Here is a 20,994-nt window from a genome sequence, read left to right as displayed (position 1 = left end):
CAAGCTAGCGTCGGGAGGTAGCTAAGCAATGTCGGCCGAGACCGTCGCCATGGCGCCTGAGAAGGGGCCTCGTCACGTCGCCCTGATCATGGACGGCAACGGTCGCTGGGCCGAGCGTCGCGGCTTGCCGCGCGTCATGGGCCACCGTGAGGGGGTCCAGGCGCTGCGTCGTACGATCAAGGCGGCGCCGGATTTCGGCATCCGCTGCCTGACGGTGTTCGGGTTCTCGACCGAGAACTGGAGCCGTCCGGCGGACGAGGTGTCGGACCTTATGGGTCTGGTGCGTTCGTTTGTCGGCAGCGACCTGAAGCGGTTAGAGGCGGCGGGCGTGCGGGTGCGTGTCCTGGGCCGTCGCAAGGGTCTGCCCAGCGACATCGCCGCCATCGTGGATCGGGCCGAGGCGCAGACGGCGCACAATGAACGCTTCCTGCTGCAGGTGGCGTTCAACTACGGCGGTCGCGCCGATCTGGTGGACGCGGCTCAGCGGCTGGTCGATCAGGCGCATGCAGGGCAGCTCAGCCGCGACGTGACCGAGGATGACCTCGGCGCGGGTCTGTCGACCGCCGGCGCGCCGCCGGTCGATCTGATCGTGCGGACCTCGGGTGAGCAGCGGCTGTCCAACTTCCTGTTGTGGGAAGCCGCCTACGCTGAACTGGTGTTTCAGGACATCCTCTGGCCGGACTATGGCGCTGAGGCGCTGGGCGAGGCGGTGTCTCTCTATGGTAATCGCGAGCGGCGATACGGCGGACGCGAAGCGCTGCCAGACGCGGCTACAGCGAAGACGGCGGTAGGCTGATGGCGTTGAAGATCGGTGACATCGGCCTGAGAGCGGCCTCTGCCGTGGTGCTCGCACCCGCGGCGGTGCTGGCTACCTGGGCCGGCGGCGGCTGGTTCTGCGCTCTGGTTGTCGCGGCCTGCGGCCTGCTGGCGTTTGAGTGGGCGCGGATGAGCGCGCCGCGTTTCTGGCGCTCGGTGGGCGCTGCTGTCGCTCTGGCGCTGATTACCGCGGTGATCGCCGCCCATATCGGCCAGATGTCGCTGGCGCTGATCCTGTTGGTCTTCGGCGCTTTGGCGGCAGGCTTGTTCGCCCGGTCGCGCGGGGCCGAGGCTCTGGATGCGGCCTATGGCGTGCTCTACATCGGCTGGCCCTGCGTCCTGTTGATCTGGCTGCGCGATCTGAACGAGGCTCAGGGCCTCTATTGGACCGTGCTGGTCTTTGCTGTGGCCTGGTCGGCGGACATTCTGGCCTATCTGGTCGGCAGCGCCGTGGGCGGGCCCAAGCTGTGGCCGCGCTTTTCACCCAACAAGACCTGGTCGGGCTTCATCGGCGGCCTGGTCGCCGGGATGATCGCCGGGGCCGCCATGGCGGGCTGGCTTGAGATGGGCCGTCTGAACGCCTTCTGGGGCGGCGTCCTGGGCTTGACGGCGGCTCTGGCCACCATGGCGGGCGACCTGTGGGAGTCGGCGCTGAAGCGCCGCTTTGGGGTCAAGGACGCGGGCAACATCATTCCCGGCCACGGCGGCCTGCTGGACAGGGTCGACGGCCTGATGTTCGCGGTCGTGGTCGTGGCTGCTGGGCGCGTGATCGTCCTGATGCTGGGGCAGGGGACATGATCACCCGCAAGGTCAGCGTGCTGGGCTCGACCGGCTCGGTCGGGACTTCGACGCTGGACCTGATGGATCAGGCCGAGGCCGCCGGTTCCGGCGCGTTTCAGGTCGAGGTTCTGACCGGTGGAAATAATATCGCCCGTCTGGCCGAACAGGCCCGCCGCTGGCGACCCAAGCTGGCGGTGACGGCTGATCCCTCTCGGCTGTCGGAACTGCGTGAAGCCCTGGCCGGAACGGACGTCGAGATCGCCGCTGGACCCGAAGCCATCGTCGAGGCTGCGACGCGGCCCGTGGACTGGGTCATGGCCTCTATCGTCGGTTCCGCCGGCCTGCGCTCGGCCTGGGCTGCGGCTGGAACGGGCGCGACCTTGGCCTTGGCCAACAAGGAAAGCCTGGTCTGCTGCGGCCCGGCCCTGATCGAGCGGGTCAAGCGCAGCGGCGGCAAACTGATCCCGGTCGACTCCGAACATTCCGCGATCTTCCAGGTCTTTCCCGCCGAGTCGCCGGAACAGGTGTCGAAGCTGGTTCTGACCGCATCGGGCGGCCCCTTCCGCACCCTCCCGCGCGAGGCAATGGGCCGGATCACGCCGGAACAGGCCGTGGCTCATCCGAACTGGAGCATGGGCGCCAAGATCTCGGTCGACAGCGCCACCATGGCCAACAAGGGTCTGGAACTGATCGAGGCGGCCTATCTGTTCGCCATGTCGGGCGAGCGGATCGACGTGGTGGTCCATCCCGAATCAATCATCCACAGCCTTGTGGAATATGTGGACGGTTCGACCCTGGCCCAGATGGGCCCGCCTGACATGAAGACGCCGATCGCCTGCGCCCTGGCCTGGCCCGACCGGATGGCCTGGCCCGCGCCCAGGCTGGACCTTGCGGCGCTGGGTCGTCTGACCTTTGAGGCACCAGATATGGCGCGCTTCCCGGCGCTCAAGCTGGCGCGCGAAGCCCTGGCGGCGGGGGGCGCGGCGCCCATTGTTTTCAACGCGGCCAACGAAGTGGCGGCCCTGGCCTTCCTTGACCGGCGGCTGGGCTTTCTCAATATTGCCGCAGTCGTCGCCGACACCTTGGAACGCGCGACGATTTCGGGGGTGAGTTCCGGTTCCGACGACGCCTGCGATGCGGCCCTGGCCGTGGACGCGGCGGCCCGACGGATTGCGAACGACATCATCGCCTCGCTCGCGATTGCTGCCTGAGGGCGACAGGAGACATGACTGGGATGCTAGGTGTTCTTGGGCAGGCCCTGATCTATGTCGTGCCGTTCCTGCTGGTGCTGACCCTGGTCGTCACCATTCACGAACTGGGCCACTTCCTGACGGCGCGCGCCTTTGGCGTGAAGATGGAGCGGTTCTCCATCGGCTTTGGTCGAGCCATCTTCCAGCGCACGGACAAGCAGGGCGTCGAATGGCGTCTCGGCTGGCTTCCGCTGGGCGGCTACGTCAAGTTCGCCGGTGATCTGGATGCGACCGGCGTGCCGGACAAGGCGGGTCTGGATGCGCTGAAACAGGAGCTCGTGGCCGCTGACGGGCCTGGTGCTGAAAAAGACTACCTGTATTTCAAACCTTTGTGGCAACGCGCCTTGGTCGTTGCGGGCGGTCCGATCGCCAACTTCGTGCTGGCCATCGTCATCTTCACCCTGCTGTTCAGCCTGGTCGGGGTGGAGCTTCGTCCTGCTCGCGTCATGCAGGTTCAACCGGATTCTCCGGCTGCGACCGCGGGCTTCCAGCCTGGCGATCTCATCACTCACGTCAACGGCAAGCTGATCGCTGACGGAGGTGAGGTGACCCAGGTCGTGGCGCTGAGCAGCGGCGATCCAGTCCGCTTCACAGTCGAACGCGCGGGCGCCGACGTGCAGCTGACGGCGACGCCGGAACGCAAGATCGAAGAAAACCCCATCGCCGGACGGGTCTCGGTTGGCCGTATCGGTCTCGCCCTGGGATCCAGTCGCGATGAAGTGCGTCATGTCCGTTATGGGCCGATCGCCGCCGTCGGCCGTGGGTTCCAGGAGACTGGCAATATCCTCAGCACCACCTTCACCTACATCGGCCGCATCTTCACGGGGCGCGAATCGGGTGATCAGTTCAGCGGTCCGCTGGGAATCGCCAAGGCTTCTGGCGCTCTGACCAACGCGGCGGTGGCCGCGAACCCTGATCCGCTGGCTATGGTTGGAAATCTTCTGCTGACGCTGACCAGCTTCGCCGCCATACTTTCGGTCGGAATCGGTTTTTTAAATCTCATGCCCGTTCCGGTTTTGGATGGGGGGCATCTGATGTTCTATGCTTATGAGGCGGTGGCGCGCAGGCCGGTTGCGGCCAAGGTTCAGGAAGCGGGATATCGTGTCGGTCTTGCTTTGCTGGCCAGTTTAATGTTGTTCGCGACTTGGAACGACCTGCAGAAACTCAATCTCTTCAAATTCCTCGGCGGGCTCGTCTCGTGAGCCGACGCCAGCCCCCGATGGTTCCCCGAATGATTCAGAACGACAGTCGCCTCATGATCCGAACCCGTGGCCGTATCCTTGGACCCAGCGCATTGGCTCTGGTCGTCGCCGCCGGTCTGGCTGGACCCGCCCTGGCCCAGTCAGCGCCGGTCGCCACGCCGGCGGCTGCCCAGCAGGACCCGCAGGTGGTCGTTGCCGCTCCGGCCGAGGATCGCGCCGTCGTCAACCGCATCGTGGTGCGCGGCAATCAGCGCATCGATCAGACCACGGTCCTGTCCTATCTGCCGATCCAGCCGGGCGACACCATCGACGCTGCGACCATCGACGTCGCGGTCCGCACCCTTTCGCGCACCGGCCTGTTCGCTAACGTGCAACTGGGTCTTCAGCCCAACGGCGACCTGATTGTCGAGATCGCTGAAAACCCGATTATCAACCAGGTCACGTTCGAGGGTAACAAGGCCCTCGCCATCAAGAAATTGACTGACGAGGTCACGATCAAGCCGCGCGGCATCTACACGCGCGCTCGCGTCCAGGAGGACGTCGGCAAGATCGTCGAGCTTTACCGCCTGTCCGGCCGTATTTCAGCGACCGTCACGCCCAAGCTGGTTCAACTGGACCAGAACCGCGTCGATGTGGTGTTCGAGATCGACGAGGGGCCAGAGACCGGCGTCGCCGCCATCGCCTTCCTGGGCAATACGGCCTTCTCGGACAGTGATCTGCGTGAGGTCATGGTCACCAAGGAGTCCAGCTGGTGGCGTCTGTTCAGCTCTAACGACAACTACGACCCGAACCGTCTGGATTACGACCGCGAGCAACTGCGGAAATTCTATACGAACCGGGGCTATTACGATTTCCGCATCCTGTCGTCGGTGGCCGAATTGAAGCCTGACAACAGCGCCTTCGGCATGACGCTGACGCTGGATGAGGGCGACCGTTATAACTTTGGCGAAGTGAAGGTCGTCACCGAAAGCGACCGTCTGAACGCCGACTTCCTGACGCGTCTGCTGCCGATCCGTACGGGCGACCTGTATGAAAGCGACCGGATCCAAAGCGCAGTCGATACCCTGACCTTCGCGGCGGGCTCGGCTGGCTACGCCTTTGTCGAGATCAACCCGACCTATCGCGCCAATCCCGAAACGGACCAGGTCGACGTGACCTTCAACGTTAAGGAGGGCCAGCGGGTCTATATCGACCGTATCAACGTGGTCGGAAACACGCGGACTCTGGACTCGGTTATCCGTCGCGAGCTGATGGTCGGCGAGGGCGACGCCTTCAACCGCTCTTTGGTGGAGCGTTCGCGCAACAACCTACGCGCCCTGGGCTTCTTCAAGGACGTCAAGATCGAGGAGACGCGCGGCAGCGCGCCCGACCGTTCGATCGTGAACGTCACCGTCGAGGAACAGCCCACCGGCGAACTGTCCGTGGGCGCCGGGTTCAGCTCGGTCGACTCCTTCGTGCTGAACCTGGGCATCACCGAGCGCAACTTCCGCGGTCGTGGTCAGAACTTCGTGGCGCGGGCGGAATGGGGGTCGCTGCGTCAGCAGATCGACTTCCGTTTCACTGAGCCTAAGTTCCTGGGGCGCGATCTGCGGGCTGGCTTTGACCTGTTCCATACCCGCTACGACCTGAGTGAGTATTCCTCCTACGACTATCGTTCGACCGGCGGAGGTCTGCGTCTCAGCTACCCGTTGAACGGCTATTCGTCCTTTAGCGTGCGCTACTTCCTGAAGTCGGACGAAGTCATCATCCCGTCCGGCTACTGCAACGGGACCGGCTCGTCAGCGCTATGTGACCAGGCCGGGTCCTTCATGAACTCGTCGGCGGGCTATACGCTTCTGGTCAACCGGACGAACGATCCGGTCCGTCCGACGCGCGGCTGGTCGGCATCGCTTCGTCAGGACTTCGCCGGTATCGGCGGCGACGTGAACTATCTGAAGACCGAGGCGGACGCCTCCTGGTATCACGGCTTCAGCCCGCGCTGGGTGGTCAGCCTGCAAGGTTCGACGGGCTATGTCAGCGGCTGGAACGGCGACCCTATTCGCATCAACGACCGCTTCTTCAAGGGCGGAAACACCTTCCGCGGCTTCGAGACGGCCGGCATGGGCGCACGCGACCTGACGACGACTGACGCCTTGGGCGGCAACTTCTACGCCATCGGCACGGTTGAACTGACGGTGCCGAACTACCTGCCGGAAGAGTACGGCATCAAGACTTCGCTGTTCGCCGATGTCGGCACCCTGGGCATGCTGGACGACCGCTACATGGTCAACTCGGTCACCGGTCAGCCCAACCCGAACATCGTCGACAACCTGGCCCTGCGCGCAGCGGCCGGCGTCAGCATCCACTGGCGGTCGCCCATGGGACCGATCCGCTTCGACCTCTCCAAGGTTCTGTCGAAGGAAGACTACGACAAGACCGAGACCTTCCGCTTCTCCACCTCGACCCAGTTCTAACCGCAGCCTCCCAGACTGCTCAAAGGTTCAAGATGAAACTGTTTGCTATCGGCGCCTTCGCTATCGCTTCGCTCGCCGCGTCGTCGGCCTTGGCTCAGGCGCAAGGCCCCGCCAACCCCGGTCCGGTGATCCCCGGCGTCTGCGTCTATTTCAACCAGCAGGCCCTGGCTCAATCGACCGTCGGCCAGGCCGTTCAGACGCGAATGGAACAACTGGCCCAGGAAGTTCAGGGTGAGATCGCGCCCTACGCCACGCAGCTGCAGACCGAGTATCAGGCCCTGCAGCAAGGCGCGGCCACCATCCCGGCAGACCAACTGAACCAGCGCCGTCAGGCTCTGCAGCAGCGCGCCCAGGAAGCTCAACAGCTGGAACAGACCCGCGACAACGAGCTGCGCTACACTCTCGGTGAGCAGCGCAAGAAGATCTCGGAAGCCATCGAGCCGATTCTGGTCGCCGTCTATCAAGAAAAGGGCTGCGGCATCCTGGTTGACCGCGAAAGCGTCTTCATCATGAATCCAGCCATGGATGTGACGTCGCTGGTTATCCAGCGTCTGAATGCAGCCTTGCCGACGCTGAGCTTCAACCGCATGCCGGTTCCGGCTCAGCCGCAGTCGTAAGACGGGCCACATGCCCGATCCGAGGTTCTTTCAGACCCTGTCGCCCCTCACGGTCGCCGCCCTCGCCGAGCACATCGGCGAGGAGGTGGCTCGGGGCGGCGAAGTCGTCATCTCGGCCGTTGCGCCCCTGTCCACTGCGGACCGGGGCGCGATTGCGTTTTTGGGTGACCGCAAATTCGCGTCGGCCTTGGCTGAGACGCAAGCGGGATGCGTCATCGTGCCTTCGTCGGCCGTCGATGCGGCGCCTGCGGGTGCGGCGGTGATCGTGTCGGGCGAGGCCCAGGCCGCCTGGGCGCGCGCCTCGGCCCTGCTGCACCAACCGATCCGTCTGGATCGCGCCGCCAGCGTGGCCGATGCGGTCGAGGACGACAGCGTCGTCATTGAGCCCGGCGTCGTGCTGGGCGAGGGCGTTCGCATCGGTCGCGGCACGCGCATCGGCGCCAATACCGTGGTCGGTCCCGGCGTTCAGATCGGTCGCGACTGCCTGATCGGATCCAACGTTTCCATCGGCTTCGCCCTGCTGGGCGACCGGGTGAAGCTGCTGTCGGGCGCGCGGATCGGCGAGGCGGGCTTCGGCGCCGCCGCGTCCAGGGCTGGCCCGGTGGACATTCCGCAGCTCGGGCGCGTCATCCTGCAAGACGGCGTGACGGTCGGCGCCAACTCCTGCATCGACCGCGGCGCTTATGGCGACACGGTCATCGGCGAGAACACCAAGATCGATAATCTGGTCATGATCGGCCACAACTGCGTCATCGGCCGCAACAACCTGATGGCCGGCCACGCCGGCTTGGCGGGTTCGGTCACGACCGGCGACAACTGCATCTTTGGCGGGCGTGCCGGCGTGGGTGACCACATCACCATCGGCGAGGGCGCGCGCGTCGCCGCGGGCGGCGGCGTCCTGGCCGACATTCCGCCGGGCGAAACCTGGTCCGGCTATCCCGCAAAACCCCTGCGCCAATCCTTGCGCGAAGCCATCTGGCTGGCCAAACAGGCGTCCCAGAAAAAGGGCGCGAAAGAATCATGAGCGACGAAAACAAGATCGACTACGCCGAGGTGATGCGTCGCCTGCCGCATCGCTATCCCTTCCTGCTGGTCGACAAGGCCGAGGACTTCGTGGCGGCGACCTCGATCGTCGGCATCAAGAACGTCACGCACAACGAACCCTTCTTCCCCGGCCACTTCCCGATCGACCCGGTCATGCCGGGTGTCCTGATCGTCGAGGCCATGGCCCAGACGGGCGCCCTGCTGATGTCCAAGTCGCTGAACGTGGCGGTGGCCGACAAGGTCATCATGTTCATGTCGATCGACGGCGTGCGCTTCCGCAAGCCCGCCCGTCCGGGGGATCAGCTGCGCATGGAGGTCAAGGTGATCCGCGCGCGTGGCGACGCCTACAAGTTCCGTGGCGAGACCTTCATCGACGGCAAGCTGGCCGCCGAGGCCGAGTTCATGGCCATGGTCGTCACCGTGGCGGAACCCGCCCAGTGACCATCCACCCGACCGCCGTCGTCGACGCCTCGGCCCAGATCGCCGACGGTGTCGTGATTGGCCCCTGGTGCATCGTCGGCCCGGGCGTGACTTTGGCCGAGGGCGTCAAGCTGGTCAGCCATGTGGTTGTTCAGCAGGACACCAGCGTCGGCGCGCGGACGGTCATCCATCCCTTCGCCGTCATCGGCGGCGACCCGCAGCATAACGGCTACAAGGGCGAGCCGGTGCGGCTGGAGATCGGGGCGGACAACGTCATCCGCGAACACGCCACCTTCAACCGCGGCACGCCGCAGGGAACGGGCGTCACGCGGGTCGGCTCCAACGGCCTGTTCATGACCGGCGCCCACGTCGGTCACGACTGCGTCGTCGGCGATAATGTCGTCATGGCGAACAACGCCACCCTGGGCGGTCACGCCCACGTCGGCGACAAGGTCTTCCTGGGCGGCCTGTGCGCCGTGCACCAGAACGGTCGGGTGGGGCAGGGCGCCATCGTCGGCGGTCTGGCCGCCGTGACGCGCGACGTCATCCCCTATGGCTCGGCCTGGGGCAACCACGCCAGCCTGCACGGCCTCAACCTGATCGGGTTGAAGCGCAAGGGCTACGGCAAGGACGCGGTGCGTCGTCTGCTGGCCGCCTATCGCGACCTGTTCGAGGGCGAGGGCGTCTTCGCCGAGCGTCTGGACCGGGTCGAGACCGCCTATGCCGACCTGCCCGAGATCATGGAGATCGTCGCCTTCATTCGCGACGGCGCCAAGCGGCCGCTCTGCTTGCCGGACGCGGAATGACAAGCCCGGCTTCTGGGGCGCCCAAGCTGGCTCTGATCGCGGGTTCCGGTGATTTGCCGATCCGTATTGCGGCGCGGTGCGAAGCCGAGGGGCGGGCGGTCTTCATCATCCGTCTGGCGGGCTTCGCCGACGAGCATCTGGTGCGCTGGCCGGGCGAAGAGTTCGGCATGGCCGAGATCGGCCGTATCCTGAAGGCGATGAAGGCCGAGGGCTGTGAGGCGGTCTGTTTCGCGGGCTATGTGAACCGGCCTGATTTCAAGACCCTGAAGCCTGATTTCAAGGGGGCGACCCTGCTGCCTGGCATCGTGGCGGCGGCGACCAAGGGCGACGACGCCTTGTTGCGCAAGATCCTGTCGGTGTTCGAGGCCGAGGGTTATGCGGTCGAGGGCGCGGACGACATACTGGGCGGAGAGGCGCTGGCGGCGGGGGCCCTGGGCGCGGTCACGCCGACAGTCGAGCAGCTTCAAGACCTGAAGAAGGCGCTGCACGTCGCGGAAAAATCAGGTGAACTGGATATCGGCCAGGGTGCGGTCGTTTGCGACGGACTGGTGCTGGCGGTCGAGGCGCAGGAAGGCACCGACGAGATGCTGCGTCGGGTGGCGGGGCTGCCCGCTGACCTGCATGGCGCACCCGGGGCGCTGAAGGGGGCGCTGGGCAAGGCGCCCAAGCCGATCCAGGATTTGCGGGTGGACATGCCCGTCATCGGGCCGCGCACGGTCGAGCTGGCGGCCGCCGCCGGGCTGGCGGGCATTGGCGGTTTCGCCGGGCGGCTGATCATCATTGATCACGAGGCTCTGGTCGAGGCGGCTGACCGTCTGGGCCTGTTCGTCTGGGGCGTGGCGCAATGAGCCGTCCGCTGAAGATCATGCTGGTCGCCGCCGAGGCCTCGGGCGACGCCCTGGGCGCCGGTCTGGCGAAGGCCCTGAAGACACGGCTGGGCGCGGACGTCAGCTTCGTCGGCGTTGGCGGCCCCAAGATGGCGGCTGAAGGCGTCGCCAGCCCGTTCGACATCGCCGAACTGTCCATTCTGGGCTGGATCGAGGGTCTGAAGGCCTATGGTCTGGTCAAGCGGCGGGTGGCCGACACGGTCGCGCTGGCCAAGGCCGAGCAGCCGGACGCCGTCGTCCTGATCGACAGCTGGGGCTTCACCATCCGCGTGGCCAAGGCGCTGCGGGAAGTCCTGCCAGGCGTGCCGCTGATCAAATACGTCGGACCCCAGGTCTGGGCCTCGCGTCCGGGGCGGGCCAAGACCCTGGCCGCCAGCGTCGATCACCTGCTGTCGCTCTACAGCTTCGACGCGCCCTGGTTCGAGCGCGAGGGCCTGCCGACCACCGTCGTGGGGTCTCAGGCCCTGCACGTCGATATGGCCGGCGCTGACGGCGCCCGATTCCGCGCCGCGCGCGGCATCGCCGCCGATGCGCCTCTGCTGCTGGTCCTGCCGGGCAGTCGTCCTAGTGAAATCAGTCGGATGACGCCTGTTTTTGAGGCGACGGTGAAGCGACTAAAGGCGACGACGCCGTCCCTGGAAGTGGCTGTCGTCGCCGCCGGCACCGTCGCCGCCGATGTCGCCGGCCGTGTCGCCGCCTGGCCCTTCCGCGCCCACCTGGTGCAGGAGGCTGACAAGTACGACGCGATGAAGGCCGCCAATGTCGCCCTGGCCACCAGCGGCACGGTCTCGACCGAGCTGGCCCTGGCTGGCGCGCCCATGGTCATAGCCTACAAGATCGACGGGCTCAGCTATGCCCTTATGAAGAACCTGGTGACGGCCAAGCACATCACCCTGTTCAACATCGCCGCCGACGACCGCATCGCGCCTGAGTTCATCCAGAACGAGGCCACGCCCGAGAAATTGACCGAGGCTGTCGGTCGCCTGCTGTCCGACCCCCAGGCCGCCGCCGATCAGGCCGCGCGCCAGACGGCGGCGCTGGACCTGATGGGGCGCGGCGGACCTGATCCGTCCGAACTGGCGGCGGACGCGGTGCTGCGGGTGATCGCGGCCAGCGCCGTCTAAGGCAGTTTAGAGACTGTCCGAAACTGACCTGACTTCACCGACGAAGATGGGCAGGATTTCGCGGAAGCGGGGGAGGTATTCCTCAAGGCTGCCGTCAGCGAGCCCAAGGTAGGTTTTACACTTGGCTTCTGAAGCTTCTCCCTCGAAAGGGGGCGCTTGATTGGCGGACGCGGCGATCATCGTGTCGGCCATTTCAGCAAAACGCTGTTTTACATGAGCGATCTCGGCCAAGTCGGTCAGGCCAGATCGTAGATCATCGAGGGCGTTGGGCGCCACGAATCCTTCACATGCCCGAAGAATAGAGGCTTTCATGCTGATCGCCGCGATGTACTGCGAGATGGCTTGGATCTCCTCGACGGATTGAGGTCCACGAGGCGGCGTCACGACCTGAGTTTGGAGGGCCATGGCGGCGACTAGAACGATCATGAGCGGCTCTCCAGAAATGAACTAGGGTCAGCTTAGCAATGACCGATGAAGACCCTACAGCGATCGAGTCATCAAACCATTGCCCACGTTCGAGAGCTTCAGCGATCTAGCGCGTCATCCACGGCTTGTTGGAGCCGGACTTCACGGTGACCGACTGGTCACGCTTGAGGCCGCCTTTCTGGGGCGGGCCAGAGCGGGCTTTCAGGGCGGCCTGTTTCAGGCGGAGCGCCTTCTGGGCCGGGGTTTCTGCGGCGGGGGCGTCGTCGTTGTGGTCGCTCATCCGGGGTTCCTAGCACATCGCAGCCGCCTCGGCGGCGTGTTCCGAGAACAAAAAACGCCGGAGCTTTCGCCCCGGCGTTCTTGATTTTGTAGGGCCGTGGTCAGAAGGCTCAGCCTTCTCGACCCGACACGGCGTGATTAGCCGCGTTGTTCGATCGGCACATAATCGCGTTGCGTCGGGCCGGTGTAGAGCTGACGCGGGCGACCGATCTTCTGCGACGGGTCGGCCATCATTTCCTGCCATTGCGAGATCCAGCCCACGGTGCGGGCCAGGGCGAACAGGACGGTGAACATGGTGGTCGGGAAGCCCATGGCCGACAGGGTGATGCCCGAATAGAAGTCGACGTTCGGGAACAGCTTGCGCGAGGTGAAGTACTCGTCCGACAGGGCGACGCGCTCCAGTTCCTTGGCTACCTGGAACAGCGGATCGTTCTCGCGGCCCGTGGCGGCCAGCACTTCGTAGGCCGACTGCTGCATGACCTTGGCGCGCGGATCGTAGTTCTTGTACACGCGGTGGCCGAAGCCCATCAGCTTGTACTTCTTGTCCTTAACGCCCTGAATGAACTCGGGAATACGGTCCGGCGTACCGATTTCCTTGAGCATGTTCAGCGCCTCTTCGTTGGCGCCGCCGTGCGACGGGCCCCACAGGCAGGCGATGCCGGCGGCGATACAGGCGAACGGGTTGGCGCCCGACGAACCGGCCAGACGGACGGTCGAGGTCGAGGCGTTCTGCTCGTGGTCGGCGTGCAGGGTGAAGATGCGGTCCATGGCGCGAACCAGGGCCGGATCGACCACATAGTCCTCGGCCGGGACGGCGAAGCACATGCGCAGGAAGTTCTCGGCGTACGACAGGTCGTTGCGCGGCGAGATGAAGGGCTGGCCGACGTGGTACTTGTACGCACGGGCGGCGATTGTCGGCATCTTGGCGACCAGACGGATGGCCGAGATGTCGCGCTGCACCGGATCATGGATGTCGAGGCTGTCGTGGTAGAAGGCCGACAGGGCGCCGACGGTGCCGACCATGATCGACATCGGGTGGGCGTCGCGACGGAAGCCTTCGAAGAAGCGGTCGAACTGGGCGTGCAGCATGGTGTGCCGCGTGACGCTCTCTTCGAACTTCTCGAACTGGGCGGCGGTCGGCAGTTCGCCGTGCAGCAGCAGGTGGCAGACTTCCAGGAAGTTCGACTGCGACGCCAGTTGGTCGATCGGATAGCCGCGGTGCAGCAGAACGCCTTCGTCGCCGTCGATGAAGGTCAGGGCGCTTTCGCACGCCGCCGTCGACGTGAAGCCGGGGTCAAAGGTGAAGGCGCCGGTCGCGGCGTACAATTTGCGGATGTCGACGACGTCCGGTCCGGTGGAGCCCGAAAGGACGGGAAGTTCGACGTTCTTGTCGCCGTACGAGAAGGTCGCCGTACCGGCGGGTTTCGCTTGTTCAGTCATCTAGGCCCCTTATTTTTCTTCCGGCCGGGCGCGGGGAGGCGTCCAGCCTGCGTGGTTATGGGTGTTCACTTATCTTGTTGCAGCGCATCATCCAAGCGCCCGAGACTTTCGTCGCGCCCCAATGCCGCCAGAATTCGGGCGATGTCCGGCGAGACGGAACCGCCCGTGAGAGCGCCTCGCATTGAAGGCCCTATTTTTCCGAAGCCTACGCCTTCTTCTTCTGCAAAAACTTTAAGCTCGGTTTCAAGGGCGAAGACGTCCCAGCTCTGGAAAAGGCGTAGTCGCTCACGGAGTCGTGAAATTCTATCCCCCCCTTCGCCGTCCAGCAGACCGCGGGTTTTGTCGTCTAGCGCCAGCGGGCGGGCCTTCAGCACGAAATCGGTCTGGGTCGCCAGTTCCACGATGGTCTTGGCGCGATCCTTGACGAAGGGCATGGCACGCAACAGGCGGGCCTCGTCATCGGGTTGCAGGGCGCGCCCCTTAGTCAGGTGAGCGTCCAGGGTCAGCTTGGCCAGACGGTCGTCGTCGGCCAATCGGATCCAGTGGGCGTTGACGTGGGCCAGCTTGTCGAAGTCGAGGCGGGCCGGCGCCTTGCCGATGCCGGGAAGGTCGAACCATTCAATGGCCTGCTCGTCGCTGAACAGTTCATCGTCGCCATGGGCCCAGCCCAGGCGCGCCAGATAGTTGCGCATGGCCTCGGGCAGGTAGCCCATCTCGGCGTATTCATGCACCGCCTGCGCGCCGTGGCGCTTGGACAGCTTGGCGCCGTCGGGGCCGTGGATCAGCGGGATGTGGGCGAAGGTCGGCCGGGTCCAGCCGAGCGCGTCGTAGATCAGGCTCTGGCGGGCGGCGTTGTTCAGGTGGTCGTCGCCGCGAATGACGTGGGTCACGCCCATGTCGTGGTCGTCCACCACCACGGCGAGATTATAGGTCGGAGCGCCGTCCGAGCGCAGGATGACCAGATCGTCCAGAGAGCCTGAATCCCAGCGCACCGCGCCCTGAACCGCATCCTCGACCAGGACGGAGGTGTCCAGCGGGCGGCGGAAGCGGACGGTGAATGGCTTGACCAGGTCATCGACGCTCGGTTCACGGTCGCGCCAGGGCGAAACGAAGTCGCGGCCCTCGGCCTTGGCGGCGTCGCGCAGGGCGCCGGTTTCCTCGGCGCTTAGGTAGTCGCGGTAGGCATGGCCCGATGCCAGCAGTTGCTCGGCGACTTCGCGGTGACGGTCGGCGCGGGCGAACTGGAAGACGGGATCTTCGTCGCCGAACAGTTCCAGCCAGGACAGGCCGTCGAAGATGGCTTTCACGGCATCGTCGGTCGAGCGTTCACGGTCCGTGTCCTCGACGCGGATCAGGAATTTTCCGCCCCGACTCTTGGCGTACAGCCAGTTGAATAACGCGGTTCTCGCGCCGCCGATATGCAGGTAGCCTGTCGGCGAGGGGGCGAAGCGGGTGACGACTGTCGAAGAAGAGGAGGTCATAAACAAGGGGTCCGTTGCGGAGGTCCTTATACGCCCGCGCGCGCCAAAGCGAAGCCTTGCCTTAAGGGTTCTTGACGCCGTGCGCGCCGAAGCCGCGGCGCAGACGGATCGCTGGCGGTTGTGGGCGCCGGTCTTCTTTGGCGGCGGGTGCGCGGCCTATTTCGCCTTGAAGAGCGAACCGGCGCTCTGGCCGTTGATCGGGGCGGCGGGGCTGAGCGGCGGGGCCTGGCTGGCGGCGCGGCGGTTCGGTCTGGCGAGGCGCTGGACGCTGATCTTGCTGATGCTGGCCTGTCTGTGCGGCGGGGCGGCGGTGGCCAAGCTGAGGACCGAGGCGGTCAGCGGGCCGATTGCGCCGGCCTTGGCCGAGCCGACCGTCGTCGAGGCCTGGGTCATCGACGTCGATAGTCCGGGCGAACGCGGGGCGCGAATCGTCGTGGCGCCGGTGCGGATCAGAGGGCTGACGCCCGAGGCGACGCCAGTGCGCTTGCGGGCCACGGTGCGGGGCGAGCCGCCGGCGCCGGGGACGGCGGTGCGACTGTTTGGTATTCTGAACCCGCCGCCGTCGCCAGCCAGTCCGGGGGCCTATGACTTTGGCCGCAACGCCTATTTCCAAGGCATGAGCGGGACGCTGTTCGCTCTGGGGCAGACGCGGCCAACGGTCCTGCGCGAGCCGCCGTGGCGAGTGCGGATGACGATGAAAATCAATGCGGCGCGCTATGCTCTGGCGCAGCGTATCGTGGCTCGGTTGGGCGAGAGGACAGGCGGGATCGCCGCCGCCATGACCACGGGGCACGAGACCTGGATCGGGCGCGAGGATCTGGACGCCATGCGCGATTCCGGGCTGGCGCACATCCTGTCGATCTCGGGGCTGCACATGGCCATCGTCGGGGGCTTCGTCTTCTTCGCCGTTCGGCTGGGCGTGGCGGCCTGGCCCTGGCTGGCGCTGCGGGTGTCGGGCAAGAAGGTGGCGGCGGTCGCGGGCCTGATCGCGGTCGGGACCTATCTGGTGGTGTCGGGCGCGCCGCCGCCGGCGGAACGGTCGGCGATCACGGCCTCCATCGCCTTTGTCGCCATCCTGCTGGATCGGCAGGCGGTGACCATGCACGCTCTGGCGGTGGCGGCCTTCGCGGTGCTGTTGTTACAGCCCGAGGCCATCGTCACACCGGGGTTCCAGATGTCGTTCGCGGCGACGGCGGCCTTGGTGGCGCTGGTCGAGGTCTGGCCACGACGGATCAAGGAGATTTCGGCGCCATGGCCCATTGTGGCGACGCAGCGCCTGGGCAACTGGCTGGTGGTCGCCTGCACCGCCAGTCTGGTGGCGGGCATGGCGACGGGCCCATTCGCCATGCAGCATTTCAACCGGACGGCGGTCTATGGCTTGATCGCCAATCTGGGGACGGCCCCGATCGCGGACTTCATCCTGATGCCGGCGCTGGCGTTGGGGGCGGCGCTGGAGCCGTTGGGGCTGGGCGCGCCCTTCCTTTGGCTGGCGGGCAAGGGGGTGGAGATGATGCTGGCCATCGGCCACTGGACCGCGGGTCTGCCGGGCGCGGTGCAGACGGTGGCGAGCGCGCCGGCGGCGGCTCTGCCGGCGGCCTTCCTCGGCATCTTGTTCATCTGCCTGTGGCGCGGGCGGTTGAGGTGGCTGGGCCTGCCGCTGGCGGCGGCGGTGCTGATCTGGCCGAGGCCGGCGGCGCCCGACCTGTGGATCGGCGATGGAGGGACCAATGCGGCCTTTCATCAGGCAGGGGCGGCGGTCGTGGTGCGTCCTGGCGTGCGACAGTTCGCTGCGGACCTGTGGTCGCGGAGGCGCGGGCTGGACCTGACGCCAAGGCCGGAAGAAGGCTGGACCTGCAAGCGATCCTTCTGTGCGCCGGAAGCGGCTGGGCCGATCGCTCTGTGGTGGGGAAAGAAGGCGCCGACGGCCGAGCAACTGGACGCGATGTGCCGCTCGGCAGAGGTCGTCAGCAGCCGCGCTGAACTGGCGACGTTGCCATCGTCATGCATCGACCGGCTTGTGCTGGACGGCTTGGACTACGCCCGCGGCGGTTCGGTCGAACTGTGGCGCGTCGGGACGGGCTGGAGGGCGGTGTGGGCGGCCGACGTGCGGGGGCAGAGGCCCTGGACGCGTCAGGCCGATCCCGACTTCAGTGATAGCGGCGGATAAGGCCGACCAGCTTGCCCTGAACCGCGACCTGATCCGAGCCGTAGATCTTGGTCTCGTAGTTGCGGTTGGCGGGCTCCAGGGCGATGGAGGCGCCCTTCTTGCGCAGGCGCTTCAGCGTCGCCTGTTCGCCCTCGACCAGCGCCACCACGATCTCGCCCGACGAGGCGTCGGCGGTCGATTTGATGATGACCATGTCGCCGTTGAGGATGCCCGCCTCGATCATTGAGTCGCCCTCGATCTCCAGCAGGTAGTGTTCGCCCGCGCCCAGCATGGCTTCCGGCACCGGATAGCGGGCCGTTTCATGCTCGATGGCGTCGATGGGGGTGCCGGCGGCGATCTTGCCCATCAGGGCCAGGTCGCGGGTGTCGTTGGCCGGCTCGGCGGCTCGGGGGCGACCGCCGCCTTCGATCACGCCGGGCTTGAAGCCCGCATGCCCGCGCGGCGCACCGGCCGTGGCCTGTTCCGGCAACTTGACGACTTCCAGCGCGCGGGCGCGGTGGGCCAGACGGCGGATGAAGCCGCGTTCCTCCAGCGCCGTGATCAGGCGGTGGATGCCCGACTTGGACGCCAAATCCAGCGCCTCCTTCATTTCGTCGAAGGAGGGCGAGACGCCCGTTTCCTGAATGCGTTCGTGAATGAACATCAGGAGTTCGTGCTGCTTCTTGGTGAGCATGGGCGCAAGGCTTCCAGAACAAGGCGTGAACCGTTGAGGATGTTCTGTAAGTGTTCTTGCTCAATGTCAACTCAAACGCAGGCGCTTGGTCTGGAGCGTTCAAACCGCTGCACAGGCCCGCCTTGTTCGGGCAGACGGGCCCTGGCGACCGAAGTCGCGGCCCTGCGTCAGGCCGTCGCCGCCCTTCAGGCCCGCATCGACGCGATGGAGGCGGCGGGCCGATCATTGCCGTCAGCCTCGGATTCCGCCGCATCTGCGGTCGCGTCTCCCGGAGCGGCGCCGACGGCAAGCTGGACCACGTCCGCCTCGACGACGACCGGGCCGCCAGCCCGCAACACCATCGGGGACGAACTGACCGGGGCAGCCCGCGCCGACACGGCGGCGCCGCCGAACGACCCGCAACTTCGGGGTTTCATCCCCATTCCCGGCACCGGGACGATGGTGAAGCTGAGCGGGTTCGCCAAGGTCAACGCCATCTATGACTTGGGCCCGGCAGGGAACCCGGACAAGCTGATCACCTCGTCCATTCCGATTGGCGGCGGAGATGCGCACAACGCCAATCTGGACGCCACCGCCACTCGCTTCAGTTTCGATGTGCGGCGCCCCAGCGCCCTGGGGCCGTTGCGCTTCTATCTGGAGAACGACTTCTACGGCGGGGCGGGCAGCACGGCCTTTCGGTTGCGTCAGGCTCACGGCCAGGTCGGCAACACCTACGCCGGCTACGGCTACAGCGCCTTTACTGATTCCGACGCCCTGCCTGAGACCCTCGATGACGAGGGGCCTAATGCCGGGGCTCTGCTGCGCGTGGCGGCGATCCGCCAGATCTGGAAGCTGGGCGGCGGCGCGACGGCGACCCTGTCGGTCGAGGACCCGTCGTCAGAACTGATTCTGGGCGCGGGACAGGCCTCGGCGCAACCGGCGCCGGACGTGGTCGGCGCCGTGCGGCTGCAAGGCTCGTGGGGTCATGTCCAGACGTCGGCCGCGCTGCGCCGGCTGGGCTACAACCAAGGCGATCGGCATGACGGCGCCTTCGGCTATGGGCTGAACCTGTCGGGCCTGTTCAAGCTGGGCGGTGATTTCGCCATGGCGGGCTTCACCTATGGCGATGGCGCGGCGCGCTATTTCAACGACCTGGGCGGGAGCGGCTATGACGGTCTGATCCAGCCGGACGGTGATTTGCGCACCCTGTCCGTCTATGGCGGCTATCTCGGCTATACGCGCCACTGGAGCCCGCGCTGGCGATCCAATCTGGTCGGCGGGATGGTGGTGGTTGAGCGCGACGCCCTGCTGGCGCCGACAGCTTTCCGGTCCAGCGGCTATGGCGCGCTGAACCTGATCTGGGCGGTCAGCTCGACCTTCTCGGTCGGGGTCGAGGCCCTGTACGGGCGTCATGAGCTGCAGAACGGGCAGGACGCCGACGTCACCCGGCTGCAGGCCAGCCTCAAATACGATTTCGTCCGTTGAGCGCCCTGCTGGTTCAGAACCCGGAGATGGCGCTGTTCCTGGCGCTGGCGATCGGGCACCTGATCGGCAGGGTCAAGGTCGGGCCGATCCAGTTGGGCGGCGTTTGCGGCACCCTGATCGTGGCGCTGATCCTGGGGCAGAGCGGGGTCAAACTGGATGCTGACCTGAAGGCGGTGGCCTTCGCCCTGTTCATCTTCGCCCTGGGCTTCACAGGCGGGCCGCAGTTCTTCGCCAATGTTGGCAAGGGCTGGCGCTATGGGATGCTGTCGCTGGTCGAGGTCGTCGCCGTAATGGCCGTGGTGATGACGGCGACCGTGCTGTTGAGCCTGAATCCGGGCGCGGCGGCGGGGATGCTGGCGGGGTCGGCGACGGAGTCCGCCGTCATCGGCACGGCGTCCGAGGCGGTCAGCCGGCTGGCCTTGCCGCCGAGCCAGATCGAGGCCCTGCAAGGCGAGATCGCCACCGCCTACAGCGTCACCTACCTGTTCGGCCTGATCACCATCGTCCTGTTCACCAGCCAGTTGGCCCCGGCCATCCTGCGCATCGACCTGAAGAAGGAGGCGGCCGACCTGGCGCGCCGCATGGGCGGGGAGGGCGGGAGCGGGGCTCCGGCCCTGCCGCCCCTGGTCGGACGGGCTTTCGCCGCCGGGGCCGCCGCGGGCGAGACGGTCGCCGCCTTCGAGCAGCGTTTGGGCTATGACGCCACGGTCGAGCGTATCCGACGCGGCGATCAGGTCCGCGAGGCGGCGTCTGACGACGTGCTTCGGCCCTCCGACGTTCTGCTGATCGTGGGGCGGCGCGACGGGGTGTTGAGGGCCGCCGACGTGCTGGGGCCTGAGACCGTCGCGACCCATCTGGACATGCCGCTGGCGCGCCGGTCCTATGTGATGAACAGGGCCGAACTGGTCGGGAAGACGGTGGCGCAGTTGCGCGCCCTGGCTCCGCTTGAGTCCCATCGCGGCGTCTATATCGCGGGCATCCAGCGACTGGGCCACGCCGTCCCGGTCCTGCCTGGCACGAAGCTGGAGCGCGGCGACGTCATCGACCTGTATGGCGCCGATCGCGCGGTGGCCCGCGCCGGCGAGGAGTTGGGCCGGGCCATCCCCTTGGGCGACAAGACCGACTTCGTCATGCTGGGGCTGGGCGTCCTCGTCGGCATCCTGATCGGCATGCTTGGGGCGACGGTTGCGGGCATCAATGTAACCCTGGGCGCGGGGGGCGGCTGTCTGCTGTCGGGTCTGTTGTTCGGCTGGTACGCCTCGCGGCGCGCGGGATCGGCGGCCTTCCCGTCGTCAGCGGCCCAGATCCTGAAGGACTTCGGCCTGGCCACCTTCATCGCCGCTGTCGGCTTTTCCGCCGGGCCGGACGCGATTCGTCTGATCAAGGAATACGGCCTGGCCCTGCCGCTGGCGGGCATTCTGGCGGTCCTGATCCCGGCCTCGCTGTCGTTGTTCATCGGCCATCGCCTGTTGAAGATCGAGACGCCGATCCTGCTGGGGGCCATCGCCGGACAGCAGTGCAGCACGCCGGCGATCAGCGCCCTGGTCAGCGCCTCGGGCAACTCGACGCCGGTCGTCGGCTACACCGTCACCTACGCCATTTCCAACGTCCTGCTGCCTCTGCTGGGGCCGGTGGTCGTCGGGCTGGCGGCGCATCTGGGATAGA

Annotated in this window: 19 protein-coding genes; 14 read left to right on the top strand and 5 right to left on the bottom strand. The window is 66.3% G+C overall.

The window, feature by feature from the left end; genetic code table 11:
• Positions 1-28 precede the first annotated feature (28 nt).
• From uppS to lpxB, 11 genes are read left to right on the top strand one after another with little or no spacing between them, the layout of a single operon-like run.
• On the top strand, positions 29-796 hold the full coding sequence (gene uppS, locus HNP51_RS07800) for a polyprenyl diphosphate synthase (RefSeq protein ID WP_184268757.1): 768 nt from the start codon (positions 29-31) through the stop codon (positions 794-796).
• Positions 796-1,614, top strand: coding sequence for a phosphatidate cytidylyltransferase (locus HNP51_RS07795; protein ID WP_184268755.1), 819 nt, complete (start codon positions 796-798; stop codon positions 1,612-1,614). Before uppS ends, HNP51_RS07795 begins: the two co-directional genes overlap by 1 nt.
• On the top strand, positions 1,611-2,807 hold the full coding sequence (dxr, locus tag HNP51_RS07790; RefSeq protein WP_184268753.1) for a 1-deoxy-D-xylulose-5-phosphate reductoisomerase: 1,197 nt from the start codon (positions 1,611-1,613) through the stop codon (positions 2,805-2,807). Before HNP51_RS07795 ends, dxr begins: the two co-directional genes overlap by 4 nt.
• A 14-nt stretch (positions 2,808-2,821) precedes the next feature.
• The gene (locus HNP51_RS07785; protein ID WP_260398380.1) at positions 2,822-4,048 is read left to right on the top strand and encodes an RIP metalloprotease; all 1,227 of its coding nucleotides are present in this window, start codon (positions 2,822-2,824) and stop codon (positions 4,046-4,048) included.
• A gap of 53 nt (positions 4,049-4,101) precedes the next feature.
• On the top strand, positions 4,102-6,501 hold the full coding sequence (bamA, locus tag HNP51_RS07780; RefSeq protein ID WP_184268751.1) for an outer membrane protein assembly factor BamA: 2,400 nt from the start codon (positions 4,102-4,104) through the stop codon (positions 6,499-6,501).
• 32 nt (positions 6,502-6,533) lie between these two features.
• Complete coding sequence (locus tag HNP51_RS07775; protein ID WP_184268749.1) at positions 6,534-7,118, top strand: OmpH family outer membrane protein; 585 nt, start codon at positions 6,534-6,536, stop codon at positions 7,116-7,118.
• 10 nt (positions 7,119-7,128) lie between these two features.
• Complete coding sequence (gene lpxD / locus HNP51_RS07770) at positions 7,129-8,142, top strand: UDP-3-O-(3-hydroxymyristoyl)glucosamine N-acyltransferase (RefSeq protein WP_184268747.1); 1,014 nt, start codon at positions 7,129-7,131, stop codon at positions 8,140-8,142.
• Positions 8,139-8,603 carry a 3-hydroxyacyl-ACP dehydratase FabZ gene (fabZ, locus tag HNP51_RS07765; protein ID WP_184268745.1) on the top strand — a complete coding sequence of 155 codons (465 nt, stop codon included), beginning with the start codon at positions 8,139-8,141 and terminating at the stop codon, positions 8,601-8,603. The genes lpxD and fabZ overlap by 4 nt, the downstream gene beginning before the upstream one ends.
• Complete coding sequence (gene lpxA / locus HNP51_RS07760) at positions 8,600-9,388, top strand: acyl-ACP--UDP-N-acetylglucosamine O-acyltransferase (RefSeq protein WP_184268743.1); 789 nt, start codon at positions 8,600-8,602, stop codon at positions 9,386-9,388. The genes fabZ and lpxA overlap by 4 nt, the downstream gene beginning before the upstream one ends.
• Entirely contained in the window at positions 9,385-10,236 is an 852-nt protein-coding gene (lpxI, locus tag HNP51_RS07755) for a UDP-2,3-diacylglucosamine diphosphatase (RefSeq protein WP_184268741.1), read from the top strand. The genes lpxA and lpxI overlap by 4 nt, the downstream gene beginning before the upstream one ends.
• A complete protein-coding gene (gene lpxB / locus HNP51_RS07750; protein ID WP_184268740.1) occupies positions 10,233-11,399 on the top strand; it encodes a lipid-A-disaccharide synthase in 1,167 nt (388 codons plus the stop codon). The genes lpxI and lpxB overlap by 4 nt, the downstream gene beginning before the upstream one ends.
• Before the next feature lie 6 nt (positions 11,400-11,405).
• On the opposite strand, the gene HNP51_RS07745 is transcribed toward lpxB, so the two are convergent.
• The 4 genes from HNP51_RS07745 to gltX form a co-directional block, all read right to left on the bottom strand.
• Positions 11,406-11,825 carry a hypothetical protein gene (locus tag HNP51_RS07745; RefSeq protein WP_184268738.1) on the bottom strand — a complete coding sequence of 140 codons (420 nt, stop codon included), beginning with the start codon at positions 11,823-11,825 and terminating at the stop codon, positions 11,406-11,408.
• Positions 11,826-11,931: 106 nt separating this feature from the next.
• On the bottom strand, positions 11,932-12,105 hold the full coding sequence (locus tag HNP51_RS07740) for a hypothetical protein (protein WP_184268736.1): 174 nt from the start codon (positions 12,103-12,105) through the stop codon (positions 11,932-11,934).
• A gap of 137 nt (positions 12,106-12,242) precedes the next feature.
• Entirely contained in the window at positions 12,243-13,544 is a 1,302-nt protein-coding gene (gltA, locus tag HNP51_RS07735; RefSeq protein ID WP_184268735.1) for a citrate synthase, read from the bottom strand.
• 65 nt (positions 13,545-13,609) lie between these two features.
• Positions 13,610-15,025, bottom strand: coding sequence for a glutamate--tRNA ligase (gltX, locus tag HNP51_RS07730; protein ID WP_184268733.1), 1,416 nt, complete (start codon positions 15,023-15,025; stop codon positions 13,610-13,612).
• A gap of 79 nt (positions 15,026-15,104) precedes the next feature.
• Between gltX and HNP51_RS07725 the strand changes: the two genes are divergently transcribed.
• Positions 15,105-17,192, top strand: a complete 2,088-nt coding sequence (locus HNP51_RS07725; RefSeq protein ID WP_184268731.1) for a ComEC/Rec2 family competence protein — start codon at positions 15,105-15,107, stop codon at positions 17,190-17,192.
• On the opposite strand, the gene lexA is transcribed toward HNP51_RS07725, so the two are convergent.
• On the bottom strand, positions 17,173-17,865 hold the full coding sequence (gene lexA, locus HNP51_RS07720; RefSeq protein WP_184268729.1) for a transcriptional repressor LexA: 693 nt from the start codon (positions 17,863-17,865) through the stop codon (positions 17,173-17,175). The genes HNP51_RS07725 and lexA overlap by 20 nt on opposite strands.
• A 63-nt stretch (positions 17,866-17,928) precedes the next feature.
• Here lexA and HNP51_RS07715 point away from each other — a divergent pair, with 63 nt between their 5' ends.
• Both HNP51_RS07715 and aspT read left to right on the top strand, forming a co-directional pair.
• Positions 17,929-19,329 carry a DcaP family trimeric outer membrane transporter gene (locus HNP51_RS07715; protein WP_184268727.1) on the top strand — a complete coding sequence of 467 codons (1,401 nt, stop codon included), beginning with the start codon at positions 17,929-17,931 and terminating at the stop codon, positions 19,327-19,329.
• Positions 19,326-20,993 carry an aspartate-alanine antiporter gene (gene aspT / locus HNP51_RS07710; protein ID WP_221415765.1) on the top strand — a complete coding sequence of 556 codons (1,668 nt, stop codon included), beginning with the start codon at positions 19,326-19,328 and terminating at the stop codon, positions 20,991-20,993. The genes HNP51_RS07715 and aspT overlap by 4 nt, the downstream gene beginning before the upstream one ends.
• Position 20,994: the final 1 nt, after the last annotated feature.

This window comes from Brevundimonas bullata, from assembly GCF_014207965.1.
In the GTDB taxonomy this organism is placed as follows: Bacteria; Pseudomonadota; Alphaproteobacteria; order Caulobacterales; family Caulobacteraceae; genus Brevundimonas; species Brevundimonas bullata_A.
Note: the sequence above shows the minus strand (reverse complement) of the source record. Positions and strands in the feature narration are given on the sequence as shown.